The following is a 17,137-nucleotide window of genomic DNA, read 5'->3' as shown; positions in this document are numbered from 1 at the left end:
ATGACACAAGCTATTTCTACGCCGATCAACGTGGCGCAAAGCGCCCCGGCAGGGCAGACCCTGAAGAACGCCATCGTCGCGGCCGTGATGACGGCCATCCTGACTATTCCCGTGCTGGGGCTGCAGCTCAAGCTGGACGGCTACAAGGTTGTGTTCGAGCCGCACTGGAAGCCGGTCTGGCTGGCGGTGGGCGCGGTCTTCCTGTTCCAGCTGTTCAAGCCGCTGTTCCTGCGCGCCACCGCCGGCGTCAAGGTGCCGAGCCTGCCCGCGCTGGGCACCGGCCAGCAACGCAAGGTGATCTGGCTGCTGCTGGCGGTCGGCTTGGTGTTCCCGTTCTTCGGCTCGCGCGGCGCGGTGGACGTGGCCACGCTGGCACTGATCTACGTGATCCTCGGGCTGGGCCTGAACATCGTGGTGGGCTACGCCGGGCTGCTTGACCTGGGCTACGTCGGCTTTTACGCGGTGGGCGGCTACACCTACGCACTGCTCAACCAGTACTTCGGCCTGACCTTCTGGGAATGCCTGCCGATCGCAGCCTGCATGTCGGCCACCTTCGGTTTCCTGCTGGGCTTCCCGGTGCTGCGGCTGCGTGGCGATTACCTGGCCATCGTCACGCTGGGCTTCGGCGAAATCATCCGCCTGCTGCTCAACAACCTGACCAGCCTGACCGGTGGCCCGGACGGCGTGTCGGGCATCCCGAAGCCGACCGTGTTCGGCATCGAGATGGCACGCAGCGCGAGCGTGGAGGGCGCCAAGACTTTCCACGAGCTGCTGGGCTGGGACTACAGCGGCGAGCACATGGTGATCTTCCTGTACCTGCTGGCGCTGCTGCTGGTGGGCTTCACGCTGTTCGTCACCAGCCGGCTGATCCGCATGCCGATGGGGCGCGCGTGGGAAGCCCTGCGCGAGGATGAGATCGCCTGCCGTTCGCTCGGCCTGAACCCGACCCGCATCAAGCTGTCGGCATTTACGCTGGGCGCGGCCTTCGCCGGCCTGGGCGGCGCGTTCTTCGCCGCGCGCCAGGGCCTGGTTAATCCCGAATCGTTCACCTTCATCGAGTCCGCGCTGATCCTGGCGGTGGTGGTGCTGGGCGGCATGGGCTCGCAACTGGGCGTGATCCTGGCGGCCATCCTGCTGACCGCGCTGCCGGAAATGGCACGCGGCTTTGCCGAGTACCGCATGCTGATCTTTGGCCTGGTGATGGTGCTGATGATGATGTGGCGTCCGCAGGGCCTGCTGCCCGCGAGCCGCCCCCACGTGGAGTTGCCGCAATGAGTCAAGTTCAACAAGCGGAACTGCTGAAAGTCTCCGGCCTGCAGATGCGCTTCGGCGGCCTGCTGGCGGTCGACGGCATCGATTTCGATGTGCGCCGTGACGAAGTCTTCGCCATCATCGGCCCCAACGGCGCGGGCAAGACCACGGTGTTCAACTGCGTGGGCGGCTTCTACAAGCCGACCGCCGGCGAGGTCTCGCTGGACGGCCATTCGATTGCCCGCCTGCCGAGCCACCAGGTGGCGCGCCGCGGGCTGGTGCGCACGTTCCAGAATATCCGTCTGTTCAAGCAACTGACGGTGGTGGAGAACCTGCTGGTGGCACAGCACCTGCAGGTGCGCTCCGGCCTGCTGCACGGGCTGTTCGCCACGCCGGCCTATCGCCGCGCCGAACGCGAGGCGCTGGAGCGCGCTTCGGTGTGGCTCGAGCGCATGGGTCTGCGTGGCGTGGCCAACCGCGAGGCGGGCACGCTGTCGTACGGYCAYCAGCGSCGGCTGGAGATCGCGCGYTGCATGATCACCAATCCGCGCCTGTTGATGCTCGATGAGCCCGCGGCCGGGCTCAACCCGCAGGAAAAGGTCGAGTTGTCGCAACTGATCGACCAGTTGCGGCGCGAGTTCAAGATCTCGGTGCTGCTGATCGAACACGACATGAGCCTGGTGATGGGCGTGTCCGACCGCATCCTGGTGATGGAGCACGGCCGGCCGATCGTGATCGGCAAACCGGCCGAAGTGCGTAACGATCCGCGCGTGATCAAGGCTTACCTGGGAGAGGACTGATGCTGAAGCTGGAAAAGGTCCATACCCATTACGGCGCCATTGAAGCGCTGTCTGGCGTATCGATCGAAGTGAACAAGGGCGAGATCGTCACGCTGATCGGCAGCAACGGCGCTGGCAAGACCACGCTGATGATGACCGTGTGCGGCTCGCCGCGCGCGTCGAGCGGACGCGTGATGTTCGAAGGACAGGACATCACGCGGCGTCCTACCCACGAGATCATGCGTCTCGGCATGGCGATCTCGCCGGAAGGGAGGCGCGTGTTTCCCAGCCTGACGGTGCTGGAAAACCTGAAGATGGGCGCCTTCTTCGGCAAGCGCGACGAGATCGAGGCGGGCGTCGAGCACGTCTACAAGCTCTTCCCGCGCCTGAAGCAGCGCTCGGCCCAGCGCGCCGGGACCATGTCCGGCGGCGAGCAGCAGATGCTGGCCATCGGCCGCGCGCTGATGAGCCGGCCCCGGCTGCTATTGCTGGATGAGCCTACCCTCGGCCTGGCGCCGCTGGTGATCGCGCAGATCTTCGACATCATCCGGACCATTCGTGACGAAGGCGTCACTGTGTTCCTGGTGGAGCAGAACGCGAACAAGGCGCTGGGCGTGGCGGATCGTGGCTATGTGCTGGAGACGGGGCGCGTGGTGCTGGCGGACACTGGCGCCAACCTGTTGGCCAACGATCGTATCAAGAGCGCGTATCTGGGCGGTTGAGCCCATCTTTTTCCCCGCTCGTCCGCCTGGCGGCCGAGCGGGAGAACGCCCACGCCATTCCCCCCTTTTCGCCATCGGCGAAATCCCCCTTTCGCCAATCACATTACATTCCCGCCGCCGCGCGGCCCGGCCAGGGCCCGGTCGCGCGCTATCGCTGTGGCATAATCGATTGCGAAGTCAAGCATCGCAGCAAGCCGCAGTTCATTGCCCGCATTCCTGCGAAAAATCCCCGCAAACTACCGCGCGACGCCGCCAACCGTGCAGTTCCGAACGGTCCCGGCCCGCCCCCCTGCATCATGGCCAAGACGCTTTACGACAAACTTTGGGATGACCACACCGTGCACGTCGAGGATGACGGCACCACGATGCTGTACATCGACCGGCATCTGTTGCACGAAGTCACCAGCCCGCAGGCGTTTGAAGGCCTGAAGCTGGCGCAGCGCCCGGTATGGCGCATCAGCGCCAACCTGGCGGTGTCGGACCACAACGTGCCGACCACCGATCGCAGCCAGGGTATTTCGGATCCGGTGTCGAAGCTGCAGGTGGACACGCTGGACAACAACTGCGACGCGTATGGCATCACCCAGTTCAAGATGAACGACCTGCGCCAGGGCATCGTGCACGTGATCGGGCCGGAGCAGGGCGCCACGCTGCCGGGCATGACGGTGGTGTGCGGCGATTCGCATACCAGCACGCACGGCGCGTTCGGCGCGCTGGCGCACGGCATCGGCACCTCCGAGGTGGAGCACGTGCTGGCCACACAGACGCTGCTGGGCAAGAAGGCCAAGAACATGCTGGTGCGCGTGGAAGGCAAGCTGCCGCGCGGCTGTACCGCCAAGGACATCGTGCTGGCCGTGATCGGCAAGATCGGCACCGCCGGTGGCACCGGGTACACCATTGAGTTTGCCGGTTCGGCCATCCGCGACCTGACCATGGAAGGGCGCATGACGGTGTGCAACATGGCCATCGAGGCGGGTGCGCGCGCTGGCCTGGTTGCCGTCGACGATGTCACGCTCGAATACGTCAAGGGCCGCCCGTTCTCGCCGCAGGGCGTGGAGTGGGAGCAGGCCGTGAACTACTGGCGCACGCTGCATTCGGACGCCGGCGCGCATTTCGACCAGGTGGTCGAGTTGCGCGCGGAAGAGGTCCGCCCGCAAGTGACCTGGGGCACCTCGCCCGAGATGGTGATCAGCATCGAGGACCGCGTGCCGGATCCCGAGAAGGAAAAAGACCCAAACAAGCGCAACGCCATGGAGCGCGCGCTGGAGTACATGGGCCTGCAGCCTAACGTGCCGGTGGACAGCATCAAGATCGACAAGGTCTTCATCGGTTCCTGCACCAACTCCCGCATCGAAGACATGCGCGCCGCCGCCTGGGTCGTGCAGAAGCTGGGCCGCCGCGTGGCGAACAACGTGAAGCTGGCGATGGTGGTGCCGGGTTCTGGCCTGGTCAAGGAGCAGGCCGAGCGCGAAGGGCTGGACAAGGTCTTCAAGGCCGCAGGCTTCGAGTGGCGCGAGCCGGGCTGCTCGATGTGCCTGGCCATGAATGCCGACCGCCTGGAAGCGGGCGAGCGCTGCGCATCGACCTCGAACCGCAATTTCGAAGGGCGGCAGGGCGCGGGTGGCCGGACTCACCTGGTGAGCCCGGCGATGGCTGCCGCTGCTGCCATCGAAGGCCACTTTGTCGATATCCGCCAGCTCGGCTAAATCGCGCAGGCTCATCATGAAACAAGCCCTGATCGTGTTGCTCGCATGCGTGTGCATGCTGCAACTGGCCGGCTGCCATACGATGGCCGGCCTTGGCAAGGACACACAGGCCGCAGGCCGCTCGCTCGAAAACGCGGCAAAGAAGTAAGGAACCGACCATGGACAAGTTCACTGTACACAGCGGGCTCACGGTGCCCCTGGACCGCGAGAACGTCGACACCGACGCCATCATCCCCAAGCAATTCCTCAAGTCGATCAAGCGTACCGGCTTCGGCCCCAACCTGTTCGACGAGTGGCGCTACAAGGACGTGGGCCAGCCCGGCCAGGACAACAGCAAGCGGCCGCTGAACCCGGACTTCGTGCTCAACCAGCCGCGCTACCAGGGTGGCTCGATCCTGCTGGCACGCCGTAATTTCGGTTGCGGCAGCTCGCGCGAGCACGCGCCGTGGGCGCTGACGCAATACGGCTTCCGCGCCGTGATTGCGCCGAGCTTTGCCGACATCTTCTTTAACAACTGCTACAAGAACGGCCTGCTGCCGGTCGTTCTGACCGAGTTGCAAGTCGACCATATCTTCAACGAGACCAACGCGTTCAACGGCTACAAGCTGACGATCGATCTCGACAAGCAACTGGTGATCACGCCGGGCGGCGACAGCTACGCGTTCGATATCGCACCGTTCCGCAAGTACTGCATGCTCAATGGTTTCGACGATATCGGCCTGAGCCTGCGCCATGCCGACAAGATCAAGGCATACGAGGCGGAACGCGTGGCGAAGATGCCGTGGCTGAACAATCGCGTGGTTGGTTGAGACTGGCTGGAACGCCGAGACATAAAAGGAAGACAGAGCATGAAAATCGCAGTCCTGCCGGGTGACGGCATCGGTCCCGAAATCATCGCGGAGGCCGTCAAGGTCCTGAACGCGCTCGACGAGAAGTTCGAGCTGGAAACCGCGCCGGTGGGCGGCGCGGGCTACGAGGCCAGCGGCCATCCGCTGCCCGACGCCACGCTCAAGCTGGCCAAGGACGCCGACGCTATCCTGTTCGGCGCCGTGGGCGACTGGAAGTACGACAAGCTGGATCGCCCGCTGCGTCCCGAGCAGGCCATCCTGGGTCTGCGCAAGCACCTGCAACTGTTCGCCAACTTCCGTCCGGCGATCTGCTATCCGGAGCTGACCGGCGCCTCCAGCCTGAAGCCCGAACTGGTAGCCGGCCTGGATATCCTGATCGTGCGCGAACTGAACGGCGACATCTATTTCGGCCAGCCGCGCGGCATGCGCGAAGCGCCGGACGGTCCCTTCAAGGGCGCGCGCGAAGGCTTTGACACGATGCGCTACAGCGAGCCGGAAATCCGCCGCATCGCGCATGTCGCCTTCCAGGCCGCCGCCAAGCGCGGCAAGAAGCTGTGCAGCGTCGACAAGGCCAATGTGCTCGAGACTTTCCAGTTCTGGAAGGACGTCGTGATCGACGTGCACAAGGAATATCCGGAAGTCGAGCTGTCGCACATGTACGTGGACAACGCGGCCATGCAACTGGTCAAGGCACCCAAGAGCTTCGACGTCATCGTCACCGGCAATATGTTCGGCGACATCCTGTCGGACGAGGCCGCCATGCTGACGGGTTCGATCGGGATGCTGCCGTCGGCTTCGCTGGACGCCAATAACAAGGGCCTGTACGAGCCTTCGCACGGTTCCGCGCCCGACATCGCCGGCAAGGGCGTGGCCAATCCGCTGGCCACCATCCTGTCGGCGGCGATGATGCTGCGCTTCTCGCTGAACCGCGCCGAACAGGCCGACCGCATCGAGAACGCCGTCAAGAAGGTACTGGCCCAGGGCTATCGCACCGGCGACATCCTGACGCCGGGCTGCAAGCAGGTCGGTACGCGCGAGATGGGCGAGGCCGTCCTGGCCGCGCTGTAAGCCGTATCAAGTTGAAAAGGCGCCGCATGCGGCGCCTTTTCTTTTATTTGTCCCCGATTTCCCCCGTGTGGCAGCGCCGCAAAATCGTGTAGACTTTGCGGATGGTCCGAATCTTCCAGTCCCCCTCGACTGCCATCGCCGCCCCGGTTGCTACCCGCAGCCCGGTTGGCCTGGGTTCGCACGGCCACCCGCTTACCGCAACGACGATTAAAACCATTATTACCAAAACGATCGGCTAGATCGTTCGTCGTGCCTGCTCGTCTTCCCCGCGCAGTCACGTCGGGCGAAGAAAGCGCGGGGAAGTTCAAATCACATCCGAGGTTAGTCATGATTGTAGGTCTCGTCGGCTGGCGAGGAATGGTCGGCAGCGTCCTGATGCAACGCATGCAGGAAGAGCGCGATTTCGACCATATCGAGCCCGTATTCTTCAGCACGTCCAACGCTGGCGGCCAGGCCCCGGCCATGGCCAAGAATGAAACCAAGCTCCAGGACGCGAACGACATCGAAGCGCTGAAGAAGTGCGACGTGGTCCTCACGGCCCAGGGCGGCGATTACACCAACGAGATTTTCCCGAAGCTGCGCGCGGCCGGGTGGAAGGGCTACTGGATCGATGCGGCGTCCTCGCTGCGCATGAAGGACGATGCCATCATCGTGCTCGATCCGGTCAACCTCGGTGTCATCAAGGACGCGCTGACCAAGGGCGTCAAGAAYTTCATCGGCGGCAACTGCACGGTCAGCTGCATGATGATGGGCCTGGGCGGCCTGTTCCAGCACGATCTGATCGACTGGATGACCTCCATGACCTACCAGGCCGCTTCGGGCGGCGGTGCGCAGCACATGCGCGAGCTGCTGACGCAGTTCGGCACGCTCAATGCGTCGGTCAAGTCGCTGCTGGATAACCCGGCATCGGCCATCCTGGAAATTGACCGTACCATCCTGGCAACCCAGCACGGCCTGTCGGCCGACGAAACCAAGCAGTTCGGCGTGCCTCTCGCCGGCAACCTGATTCCCTGGATCGACAAGGATCTGGGCAACGGCGTGTCGAAGGAAGAGTGGAAGGCCGGCGCCGAGACCAACAAGATCCTGGGCCGCGGCGAAGGCTTCCTGGGCGCGACCGGCGCTTCGCCGATCGCCGTGGACGGCCTGTGCGTGCGCATTGGCGCGATGCGCTGCCATTCGCAGGCGCTGACCATCAAGCTGCGCCGCGATGTGCCGCTCGATGAGATCGAAGGCATGCTGGCCGAAAACAACCAGTGGGCCAAGGTTGTGCCAAATACCCGTGAGGCCAGCATGACCGACCTCACGCCGGCAGCCGTGACCGGTACCCTGACCATTCCGGTGGGGCGTTTGCGTAAGATGCAGATGGGTGGTGAATACCTGTCGGCCTTCACCGTCGGCGACCAGTTGCTGTGGGGCGCCGCCGAACCGCTGCGCCGTATGCTGCGCATCCTGATCGAAGCCTGAGTCCGGGAGTGGCCCTTCAGGCAGCCTCAAGGCATGTCTTATGGTCCTGGGCCGGGTGTTCGGGGGTTTCGTTGCAGCAAGGCAACAGAAACCCCCGGCTTTGATGACAACGCCGCGCCTGTGCGCGGCGTTGTCATTCCCGGCTGACTATTTTTCCCGGCGGTGCGTCACAATACAGCCGGCATATGCCGGGCTGCGGGGCGGTCGTCCGCACGTCCGTACGAGTTGGCGCGGGGCTCAGTCGGGACGCTAACTTGCTGCGCTAAACCATTGATGTTAAGTTAATTTCATTACTAGAACACAACGGAGCACAAGGTGAGTGTGAGCCAACATCGCCGGAAAGATGCGCCTATAGCCCGCCAGCGCTGGTCAACGCTGGCCTTCACGGCACTGGGTTTGCTGCTCGCGCAGCCGGCCGCTTACGCCGCGGGGTTCGGGCAACTACGGGTACAGTCGAATCTGGGTCAGCCGCTGCAGGCGGAAATCGATATTAGTGGTGTCAGTGCGGAAGAAGCGGACGGGCTGACCGTCAAGCTGGCGTCGCCCGATGCGTATGCCAAGGCCGGCCTGACCTATCTGCCGGCGGTCAACAGCCTGCGGCTGCAGGTCGAGCGCCGTCCCAACGGCAGCTATGTGGCGAGGGTCCGGTCAACCCAGCCACTCAGCGAGCCTTTCGTCGACATCCTGGTCGACATGACATGGGCTAGCGGCAAGGTGTCGCGCGCCTACACCTTCCTGCTGGATCCGGCCGGCGCCAAGCCATCCAACCAGACTTTCTCGCCCACCACGGTGGTGCAGGCGGGAACCCCGGATGAGGCCGGCGCTGCCGGCCCGGCGGCATCGGCTCCCGCGCCAAGCGCTGCGCCTGTGCCCGCCGCGGCACCGGCCCCGGTGGCGGCTAGCCAGGCGCCACGGCCGCAAGCCAAGGCACCGGCGCCACGGCCGCACCGTGCCGCAGCGCCGGTGGCTGAAGGTACGGCCGCGGCTGCCGGCATGTACACCGTCCAGCGCGGGGATAACCTCACTGCCATTGCCAACGAAGCCTCCCAGGGGCAGGATGCGGTCTCGCTCGACCAGATGCTGGTCGCGCTGTATCGCAACAATCCGAACGCGTTCATTGGCGGCAATATGAACCGCCTCAAGGCGGGCGCCGTGCTCAAGGTGCCCAGCCAGCAGGAAGCGCAATCGGTCACGCCGCGGGCGGCGCGGCGCGAGGTGGTGGCACGCACGCACGGCTTTGACGCTTACCGTAGCCGCCTGGCGACGGCCGCCGCCGCGCGCACGGTCGAAGCCGGCAGTGGCCGCGAACAGTCGGGCAATGTCACCGCACGCGTGCAGGAACAGGCTGCGCCGGCCGCGGGCCCGCGCGACGAACTCAAGCTCAGCAAGCCCGACCGGGGTAGCCAGGCCGCCGCCGCCGCTGCGGAAAGCAGTATCGCCAAGGAACGGCAACTCAAGGAAGCCGAGGCGCGTCTCGCGCAGCTTGAGAAGAACGTTAGTGACATGCAGCGGCTGGTCGAGCTGAAGAACGCCGAGATTGCCAAGCTGGCCCAGACGCAGAAGAGCGCGGGCAAGGATGGCGCCGCGGCGCCGTCGGCTGCGCCTGCCGCGGCGCCGTCGGCTGCGCCTGCCGTGGTGCCCGCCGGTACGGCCAAGGCCGACGCCGGCGCCACCGCCGCACCGGTCACGGCGGAGGCTGGCGCGGGTGCCAGCGCTGCCACGGCGGCGACTGCGGCTGCAACCACCGCAACCGCGGCAGCGCCGGCTTCGGCGGCCTCCGCTAATGCTGGCGCCAGCGGCGCGAATGCAAGTGCGGCGGACACCGCCGTTGCCGCCGCCAATCCTGCCGCCGCCTCCACGCCGACTGCCAAGCGCCCGCCGGTCGTGACGCAGCCCCAGCCGGTGGCACAGCCGTCCTTCATCGAGGATCTGCTGGCCAACCCCATGCTGCTGCCCGGTGGTGGCCTGCTGATCGCCTTGCTGGGCGGCTATGCCATCTATCGTCGGCGGCAGCAACAGAAGTCCAGCGAGAACGCTGCCTTCGGGGACAGCGTCCTGTCGCAGGAAAGCACCGTCATGGCGGGCGGCAATTCACTGTTCGGCACCGCAGGTGGACAGAGCGTCGATACTTCGCAGCACAGTGTGTTCGGCGCTGATTTCCGCATTGGCAACAATGCCGCGGAAGCCAACGAGGTCGACCCGATTGCCGAGGCCGATGTCTATATCGCCTACGGGCGTGATGTGCAGGCCGAGGAGATCCTGCGCGAAGCGCTGCAGCAAAACCCTGAGCGCCAGGCGATCCGCCTGAAGCTCATGGAGATTTACAATAATCGTCAGGATGTGGAAGGTTTTCGCGTGATTGCAGAAGAAATGTTCGCCCAGACGGGCGGACAAGGGGCGGAGTGGGTACAGGCAGCGGAAATGGGACGGCGCCTCGAGCCGGGCAACGCTTTGTACCTGAGCGTGGCGCCGGACACGGCTTCCGGCGATACCACTACCTTGCCGGGCGATCAGTGGCGCACCCACGATCCCTCGCAGGATCCGGCGGCGGCACCCCGCGAGACCGCGCTGGCGGACCTGGCTGATCTGGCGTTGCCGCTCGACGGCTTTCCCGCGCCCGCGGCCGGCGCGCCGATTACCGCGCCGGAGTCGGCCTCGCTCGTGTTCGGCGATGCCGACGCGTTGCCTGAGGCACTTGCCACCCGCCTGGACGATGGCCTTGACCTGGATCTGGATTTGCCGGCACCCCAGGGCCACGGCGCCCATGAGGATATCCCGGCGCTGGATACGCCCACGCGCAGCCGACCGCTCGACTTCGATATGTCCGGTATTTCGCTGGACCTCAATCCGGACAGCCGGGACGACTCGGTGGGCGATAGCCACGAGACCCGTACTTTCTATGGCGCATCGTCGCTGCCGGCGCCTACGATGCTGCGCGACGGCAAGCTGTCCGAGCCGATCGACCTGTCGCGCGTGAGCGCGGAGAGCGGGCTGGACACGTCGCGCGGGATCTCCCCGAGCACCTTGTCGGCGGACGTCGTCGATGGTGGCCGCGACATGCAGATCAAGTTCGATCTGGCTAGGGCCTATATCGAAATCGGCGACAAGGAAGGCGCGCGGGAACTGCTGCAGGAAGTGGTGGATCAGTCGCAGGATCCCCTGTTGACGGAGGCCCGCAGCCTGCTGCGTGACGTGGCCTGACAGGCCAGGCTGTATGATGGCGGGCTGTGCGCAGGCAATGCGCCCGGCAGCTCGCCACGGATGCGCCGGGAGCCTRGCTCCCGGCGCATTTGCTTTTTGCGGGCCGGCAATCGCTGGCTTTCGCCGGTTGTGCTCCGTTTTCGTTCATTCGTTCGCGCTTTGCCCGTCAATTTCCGCTTGTCAATTTCCGCCTCATGAACCGCATCGCCCTCGGCCTCCATTACGACGGTGCCGCTTTCTCCGGCTGGCAGTCGCAACCGCACCGCAATACGGTGCAGGACCGGCTAGAAGACGCAATTGAGCGCTTCGCCGGCCGCCGTGTGCAGACCACGGTGGCAGGCCGCACCGATACCGGCGTGCATGCGCTCGGACAGGTGATCCATATCGACACCGACTTGTCGCGCGAGCCGTTCTCCTGGGTGCGGGGCGTCAACGCCTTCCTGCCGCCCAGCATCGCGCTGCAATGGGCCAGGCCGGTCGACGAGGGCTTCCATGCGCGTTTCCTGGCCTTCGAGCGCATGTACTACTACGCGCTCTATACCGGCCCGCACCGCGTGCCGCTGGTGCACGGCAGGGCTGGCTACCAGATGCTGCCGCCGGGCCAGGGCCTGGACGTCGACGCCATGCGCGCCGCTACTGCCTGCCTGCTGGGCGAGCACGATTTTTCCGCCTTCCGCGCCGCAGAGTGCCAGGCCAAGTCGCCAGTCAAGACCATGTACGACATCACGCTCAAGGCCGATGGCGATTGGTTGTTCGTGCGTTTTCGCGCCAGCGCCTTCCTGCATCACATGGTGCGCAACCTGATGGGGTGCCTGGTCGCGGTAGGGCGGGGCCGCTACCCGCCGGGCTGGATGGCCGAAGTGCTGGCCGGGCGCAGTCGCGCCAAGGCAGCACCCACCTTCATGCCCGACGGCCTCTACCTCGCCGGGGTGAAGTATCCTGAGCAATACGGGATTCCGGTCGCGGACACGGCGGCCAGCCTGTTCCATGGAGTGTTTGCCAATGACCCAGTCGCCTGAGCCGGGCCGCGCCGCGCCGCGCCGCACCCGCGTCAAGATCTGCGGGCTCACGCGCGAGGATGACGTTCGCGCGGCAGTGGATGCCGGCGCCGACGCGATCGGCCTGGTTTTCTATCCGGGCAGCCCCCGCTTTGTCGAGGTGGCGCGCGCCGCCGCGCTGGCCGAAGCCGCCGGCGCCTTCGTCTCGGTTGTGGGGCTGTTCGTCAACGCGGATGCCGACGAGATCGCCCATGTGGTCGAGCGTGTGCCGCTTACGCTACTGCAATTCCATGGCGACGAGAGCCCGGAGGCTTGCACGCAGGCGGCCCAGCGCTGCCGGCTGCCGTTTCTGCGCGCGGCACGCGTCCAGCCCGGCCTTGATTTGGTAGAATTCGCGGATCTGTATCGTGATGCCGCTGCCTTGCTGCTTGATGCCTTCGTCGAAGGCTACGGCGGTGGCGGGCACGTCTTCGACTGGACCCTGATACCCCCGGCATGGCTTCCACCCACCCACAACCCGACCGCAAGCGCCGCTCCTCGGATCGTTTTGAGTGGTGGGTTGAACGCGCAAAACGTCGCTGGCGCGATTGAGCGCGTGCGGCCCTACGCTGTCGATGTAAGCAGTGGCGTGGAGGCCGCCAAAGGCGTGAAAGACCACGCCAGGATTGCCGCCTTCGTGCGCGCCGTGCGCAGCGCGGATGCCGGGTAGGGCAGCTTGCCCATCGGGCAGCCAGCCTCCCGCCTGCTCCGTGCCTGCCCCGCGCACGACCCTAACGTCATCGAGCCCCTGCCAGACCGGCAAGGGCCCTGTTCAGAAGAGCTGACTCATGTACGACCTGCCCGATTCCCGTGGCCATTTCGGCCCCTATGGTGGTTCCTTCGTTTCCGAAACGCTGGTGCACGCGCTGGACGAACTGCGCGAAGCCTATGCCCACTTCCAGAAAGATCCCGAGTTCGACGCGGAATACCGCCGCGAACTGAAGCATTTCGTCGGCCGGCCCTCGCCGATCTATCACGCGCAACGCTGGAGCGAGATGCTCGGCGGCGCGCAGATCTATCTCAAGCGCGAAGACCTCAACCACACCGGCGCCCACAAGATCAATAACGTGATTGGCCAGGCACTGCTGGCCAAACGCATGGGCAAGCCGCGGGTGATTGCCGAGACCGGCGCTGGCCAGCACGGCGTGGCCACCGCGACCATCGCCGCGCGCTTTGGCATGGAATGCGTGGTCTACATGGGCTCGGAAGACGTCAAGCGCCAGGCTGCCAACGTCTACCGCATGAAGCTGCTGGGCGCTACCGTGGTGCCGGTGGAAAGCGGCTCCAAGACCCTCAAGGACGCGCTCAATGAAGCGATGCGCGACTGGGTCACCAACGTCGAGAACACCTTCTACATCATCGGCACCGTGGCCGGCCCGCACCCCTACCCGATGATGGTGCGCGATTTCCAGTGCGTGATCGGCGAAGAATCCAAGGTCCAGATGCCCGAACTGACGGGCCGCCAGCCCGACGCCGTGATCGCCTGCGTGGGCGGCGGTTCCAATGCCATGGGCATCTTCTACCCGTATATCGAGCACAAGGACGTGCGCCTGATCGGCGTGGAAGCCGCCGGCGACGGGCTCGAAACCGGCCGCCATGCCGCCGCGCTGATCGGCGGCTCGCCGGGCGTGCTGCACGGCAACCGCACCTACCTGCTGCAGGATGCCGACGGCCAGATCATCGAGACGCATTCGATTTCCGCCGGGCTGGACTATCCGGGCGTCGGTCCCGAGCACGCATGGCTCAAGGACATCGGCCGCGCCGAGTATGTGCCGATCACCGATGAGGAAGCGCTCAAGGCCTTCCACGACTGTTGCCGCATCGAAGGCATCATCCCGGCACTGGAATCCAGCCACGCCATTGCCTACGCCTGCAAGCTGGCGCCGACGCTGCCCAAGGACAAGCTGCTGCTGGTGAATCTGTCGGGCCGGGGCGACAAGGACATGCATACCGTGGCCGAACGTTCGGGGCTGAAGCTCTGATGCGCGACTTTCTCCCGCCGGGCGCCGCTGAAGGCGGCGCCCCGTCCGCACCCCTCGCGGCGCCGCAACTGACGCTTTACCAGGAAGACGTGCTGGAAGGCATCAAGCGCATTGCCGACGGCTCCATCGACCTGATCGTGGCCGATCCGCCCTATGGCCTGGGCAAGGATTACGGCAACGACTCTGACCGCCTGTCCGGGCAAGCCTACCTGGAATGGTCGGCGCGCTGGATCGATGCGGTGGTGCCCAAGCTGGCGCCGCGCGGCTCCTTGTACCTGTTCTGCACCTGGCAATACTCGCCGGAACTGTTCGTGATGCTCAAGCAGCGGCTGACCATGATCAACGAGATCATCTGGGACCGGCGCGTACCGAGCATGGGCGGCACCACGCGCAAGTACTCCTCGGTGCACGACAACATCGGGTTCTTCGCCGTGGCTCGTGACTATTACTTCGATCTCGACTCCGTGCGCGTGCCGTACGATGCCGAGACCAAGAAGGCACGCAGCCGACCGCGTTTCGAGGGCAAGAAATGGCTCGAGGTGGGCTACAACCCGAAGGATCTGTGGAGCGTGCCGCGGATCCACCGGCAAGATCCGGAACGTGCGGACCATCCCACCCAGAAGCCGCTGCATATCGTGCAGCGCATGGTGCTGGCCAGTTGCCCGCCGGGCGGGCTGGTGCTTGACCCATTCACCGGCAGCGGCACGACCGCGGTGGCCTGCGCGCTGCACGGACGGCGATTCGTCGGCTACGAGATGAATCCCGACTATGTGCGCGTGGCGCGCGAACGCGTCGCGGCTTGCATCAGTTCGCCACAGGCCGCGCCGGCTACCCTGAACATCGCAGCAGCGAACGACGAGCCCTTGCTGGCTGCCTTGTCCACGCCGTTGCCCACCATTGCTCAATGACCATGTCCCGAATCAATTCGACTTTCGCGGCGCTAGCCGCGCAGAACAAGAAGGGCCTGATTCCGTTCATCACCGCGGGCGATCCCGAGCCCGGCCTGACCGTTGCGCTGATGCACGCGCTGGTGGCGGGCGGCGCCGACGTCATCGAGCTCGGCGTGCCGTTTTCCGACCCGATGGCCGACGGCCCGGTGATCCAGCGTGCCTCCGAGCGCGCGCTCGCGCAGGGCGTGACGCTGACCAAGGTGCTGGCCTGGGTGACGGAGTTCCGCCAGACCAATGCCACCACGCCGGTGGTGCTGATGGGTTACGCCAACCCGATCGAGCGCATGGGCGAGGCGGTCTTCGCCAAGGCCGCGGCGGCGGCCGGCGTCGACGGCGTGCTGGTGGTCGATTACCCGCCCGAGGAGTGCGAGTCCTTCGCGGCGCAGATGCGCACCCACGGGATGGACCCGATTTTCCTGCTGGCGCCCACCTCCACGGACGATCGCATCGAAGCTGTGGCCAAGCTGGCGAGCGGCTACCTGTACTATGTGTCGCTCAAGGGCGTGACCGGTTCGGCCACCATCGACCTCGATAGCGTGGCCGCGCGCATTCCGCTGATCAAGCGCCATGCCAACCTGCCGGTGGGCGTGGGCTTCGGCATCCGCGACGCGCAGACCGCGCGCACGATCGGCAGCGTGGCCGATGCCGTGGTGATCGGCAGCCGCCTGGTGCAGTTGCTCGAAGATGCGCCGCGTGACCAGGCGGTACAATCGCTGCAATCGTTCATCGCGGAAATCCGCCAGGCGCTCGACGCCTGAACGTGATTTACGCGGCACCGCCCGTGCTTGCGCGCGGGCGGGCAATGCAACAAAAACGCACGATTTTGGCGGCAGTTGTGCCGCAACAGGCGCATCGCCCCGGCTGAACGGGGACTGCGGATCGCAGGCATGGTAAATTCGCGGCCTGACATGTTCCGCGCATGTGCCGAAAGGAGCCTTTCATGAGCTGGTTGGATAAACTCCTCCCCCCCAAGATTCAACAGACCGACCCCTCCACCCGCAAGGGCATTCCGGAAGGGCTGTGGGTCAAGTGCCCGTCGTGCGAGTCGGYGTTGTACCGTACCGACGTCGAGGCCAACCTCCACGTCTGCCCCAAGTGCGACCACCATATGCGCATCCGCGCCCGCGCCCGCCTCGACGGGCTGCTGGACGCCGAGGGCCGCTATGAGATCGGCCAGGAGATACTGCCGGTCGACGCGCTCAAGTTCAAGGACACCAAGAAGTATCCCGACCGCATCAAGGCCGCCATGGACGACACYGGCGAGACCGATGCCATGGTCGTGATCGGCGGCGCTATCCATACCATTCCGGTGGTGGTGAGCTGCTTCGAGTTCGAATTCATGGGCGGCTCCATGGGTTCGGTGGTGGGCGAGCGCTTTGTGCGTGGCGCCCAGGCGGCGCTGGAGCAGAAGGTGCCGTTTATCTGCATTACCGCCACGGGCGGTGCGCGTATGCAGGAAAGCCTGCTGTCGCTGCTGCAGATGGCCAAGACTACGTCGATGCTGAACCAGCTGTCGAATGCCAAGCTGCCGTTTATCAGCGTGCTGACCGATCCCACCATGGGCGGCGTGTCGGCCAGCTTTGCGTTCCTGGGCGACGTTGTGATCGCCGAACCCAAGGCTTTGATCGGCTTTGCTGGTCCGCGCGTGATTGAACAGACGGTGCGCGAGAAGCTGCCTGAAGGCTTCCAGCGGGCTGAGTTCCTGTTGCAGAAGGGCGCTATCGATATGATTGTCGATCGCCGCAAGATGCGGGATGAATTGGCGCAGTTGCTGGCTTTGCTGCAGAAGCAGCCGGCGGATGCGGTGGCGTAAGGGTTGGGTTGGTGATGGTGATTAGGCGCGGACGGTTGTTCGCGCTTTTTCGCTTTTTGGGGTGGTGGTTGATAGGTTTAGCTGCAACTTCAACTTCAACTTCAACTTCAACTTCAACTTCAAAGTCAAAAGCAGTTTCACCTCCCCTTCGGGGAGGCGACCTACTTTCTTGTCTTGCCAAGAAAGTAGGCAAAGAAGCGCGCCGGATGGGGCGAAAGACTCCTCGTCGGCAGGCAAAAAGAGCGGCCGGGGGCCAAACTCGCATCGCCTTAAGGCGATACTCAAACATGGCCCCCTCTTTTCCGCTCTTTTTGCC

16 protein-coding genes are annotated in these 17,137 nt (G+C 65.1%); 15 read left to right on the top strand and 1 reads right to left on the bottom strand.

Annotation, left to right across the window (positions count from 1 at the left end):
• The 15 genes from AC1DT6_RS37285 to accD all read left to right on the top strand — a co-directional run bounded on the left by AC1DT6_RS37285 (position 1) and on the right by accD (position 16,821).
• Positions 1 to 1,275, top strand: coding sequence for a high-affinity branched-chain amino acid ABC transporter permease LivM (locus AC1DT6_RS37285; RefSeq protein WP_441635715.1), 1,275 nt, complete (start codon positions 1 to 3; stop codon positions 1,273 to 1,275).
• Entirely contained in the window at positions 1,272 to 2,051 is a 780-nt protein-coding gene (gene livG, locus AC1DT6_RS37280) for a high-affinity branched-chain amino acid ABC transporter ATP-binding protein LivG (RefSeq protein ID WP_035866056.1), read from the top strand. The genes AC1DT6_RS37285 and livG overlap by 4 nt, the downstream gene beginning before the upstream one ends.
• The gene (locus AC1DT6_RS37275; protein ID WP_035866058.1) at positions 2,051 to 2,752 is read left to right on the top strand and encodes an ABC transporter ATP-binding protein; all 702 of its coding nucleotides are present in this window, start codon (positions 2,051 to 2,053) and stop codon (positions 2,750 to 2,752) included. Before livG ends, AC1DT6_RS37275 begins: the two co-directional genes overlap by 1 nt.
• A 296-nt stretch (positions 2,753 to 3,048) precedes the next feature.
• Positions 3,049 to 4,458 (top strand): 3-isopropylmalate dehydratase large subunit, encoded by a 1,410-nt coding sequence (gene leuC, locus AC1DT6_RS37270; RefSeq protein WP_441635713.1) that lies wholly within the window; start codon positions 3,049 to 3,051, stop codon positions 4,456 to 4,458.
• Positions 4,459 to 4,474: 16 nt separating this feature from the next.
• Entirely contained in the window at positions 4,475 to 4,606 is a 132-nt protein-coding gene (locus AC1DT6_RS37265; RefSeq protein ID WP_441635711.1) for an entericidin A/B family lipoprotein, read from the top strand.
• Between the two features lie 10 nt (positions 4,607 to 4,616).
• Entirely contained in the window at positions 4,617 to 5,267 is a 651-nt protein-coding gene (gene leuD / locus AC1DT6_RS37260) for a 3-isopropylmalate dehydratase small subunit (protein WP_035866068.1), read from the top strand.
• Between the two features lie 39 nt (positions 5,268 to 5,306).
• Positions 5,307 to 6,374, top strand: a complete 1,068-nt coding sequence (leuB, locus tag AC1DT6_RS37255; protein WP_441635708.1) for a 3-isopropylmalate dehydrogenase — start codon at positions 5,307 to 5,309, stop codon at positions 6,372 to 6,374.
• A gap of 327 nt (positions 6,375 to 6,701) precedes the next feature.
• Entirely contained in the window at positions 6,702 to 7,838 is a 1,137-nt protein-coding gene (asd, locus tag AC1DT6_RS37250) for an aspartate-semialdehyde dehydrogenase (protein ID WP_035866073.1), read from the top strand.
• 315 nt (positions 7,839 to 8,153) lie between these two features.
• Positions 8,154 to 11,039 (top strand): motility hub landmark protein FimV, encoded by a 2,886-nt coding sequence (locus tag AC1DT6_RS37245; protein WP_477111985.1) that lies wholly within the window; start codon positions 8,154 to 8,156, stop codon positions 11,037 to 11,039.
• Between the two features lie 194 nt (positions 11,040 to 11,233).
• Complete coding sequence (truA, locus tag AC1DT6_RS37240) at positions 11,234 to 12,058, top strand: tRNA pseudouridine(38-40) synthase TruA (RefSeq protein WP_441637290.1); 825 nt, start codon at positions 11,234 to 11,236, stop codon at positions 12,056 to 12,058.
• Positions 12,042 to 12,746 (top strand): phosphoribosylanthranilate isomerase, encoded by a 705-nt coding sequence (locus AC1DT6_RS37235; protein WP_276286721.1) that lies wholly within the window; start codon positions 12,042 to 12,044, stop codon positions 12,744 to 12,746. Before truA ends, AC1DT6_RS37235 begins: the two co-directional genes overlap by 17 nt.
• 118 nt (positions 12,747 to 12,864) lie before the next feature.
• Positions 12,865 to 14,058, top strand: a complete 1,194-nt coding sequence (gene trpB / locus AC1DT6_RS37230) for a tryptophan synthase subunit beta (protein WP_441637292.1) — start codon at positions 12,865 to 12,867, stop codon at positions 14,056 to 14,058.
• Positions 14,058 to 14,966 (top strand): DNA-methyltransferase, encoded by a 909-nt coding sequence (locus AC1DT6_RS37225; protein WP_441637294.1) that lies wholly within the window; start codon positions 14,058 to 14,060, stop codon positions 14,964 to 14,966. The genes trpB and AC1DT6_RS37225 overlap by 1 nt, the downstream gene beginning before the upstream one ends.
• Before the next feature lie 2 nt (positions 14,967 to 14,968).
• Entirely contained in the window at positions 14,969 to 15,766 is a 798-nt protein-coding gene (trpA, locus tag AC1DT6_RS37220) for a tryptophan synthase subunit alpha (protein WP_477102348.1), read from the top strand.
• A gap of 182 nt (positions 15,767 to 15,948) precedes the next feature.
• Positions 15,949 to 16,821 (top strand): acetyl-CoA carboxylase, carboxyltransferase subunit beta, encoded by an 873-nt coding sequence (accD, locus tag AC1DT6_RS37215; protein WP_477115423.1) that lies wholly within the window; start codon positions 15,949 to 15,951, stop codon positions 16,819 to 16,821.
• 21 nt (positions 16,822 to 16,842) lie between these two features.
• On the opposite strand, the gene AC1DT6_RS37210 is transcribed toward accD, so the two are convergent.
• A partial coding sequence (locus tag AC1DT6_RS37210; protein ID WP_477111984.1) for a hypothetical protein occupies positions 16,843 to 17,137 on the bottom strand: 295 nt, incomplete at its 5' end.

It is taken from the genome of Cupriavidus sp. 01L45, from assembly GCF_056399885.1.
The sequence above is the reverse complement of the archived record's forward strand: the minus strand, read 5'-3'. Positions and strand labels throughout refer to the sequence as shown.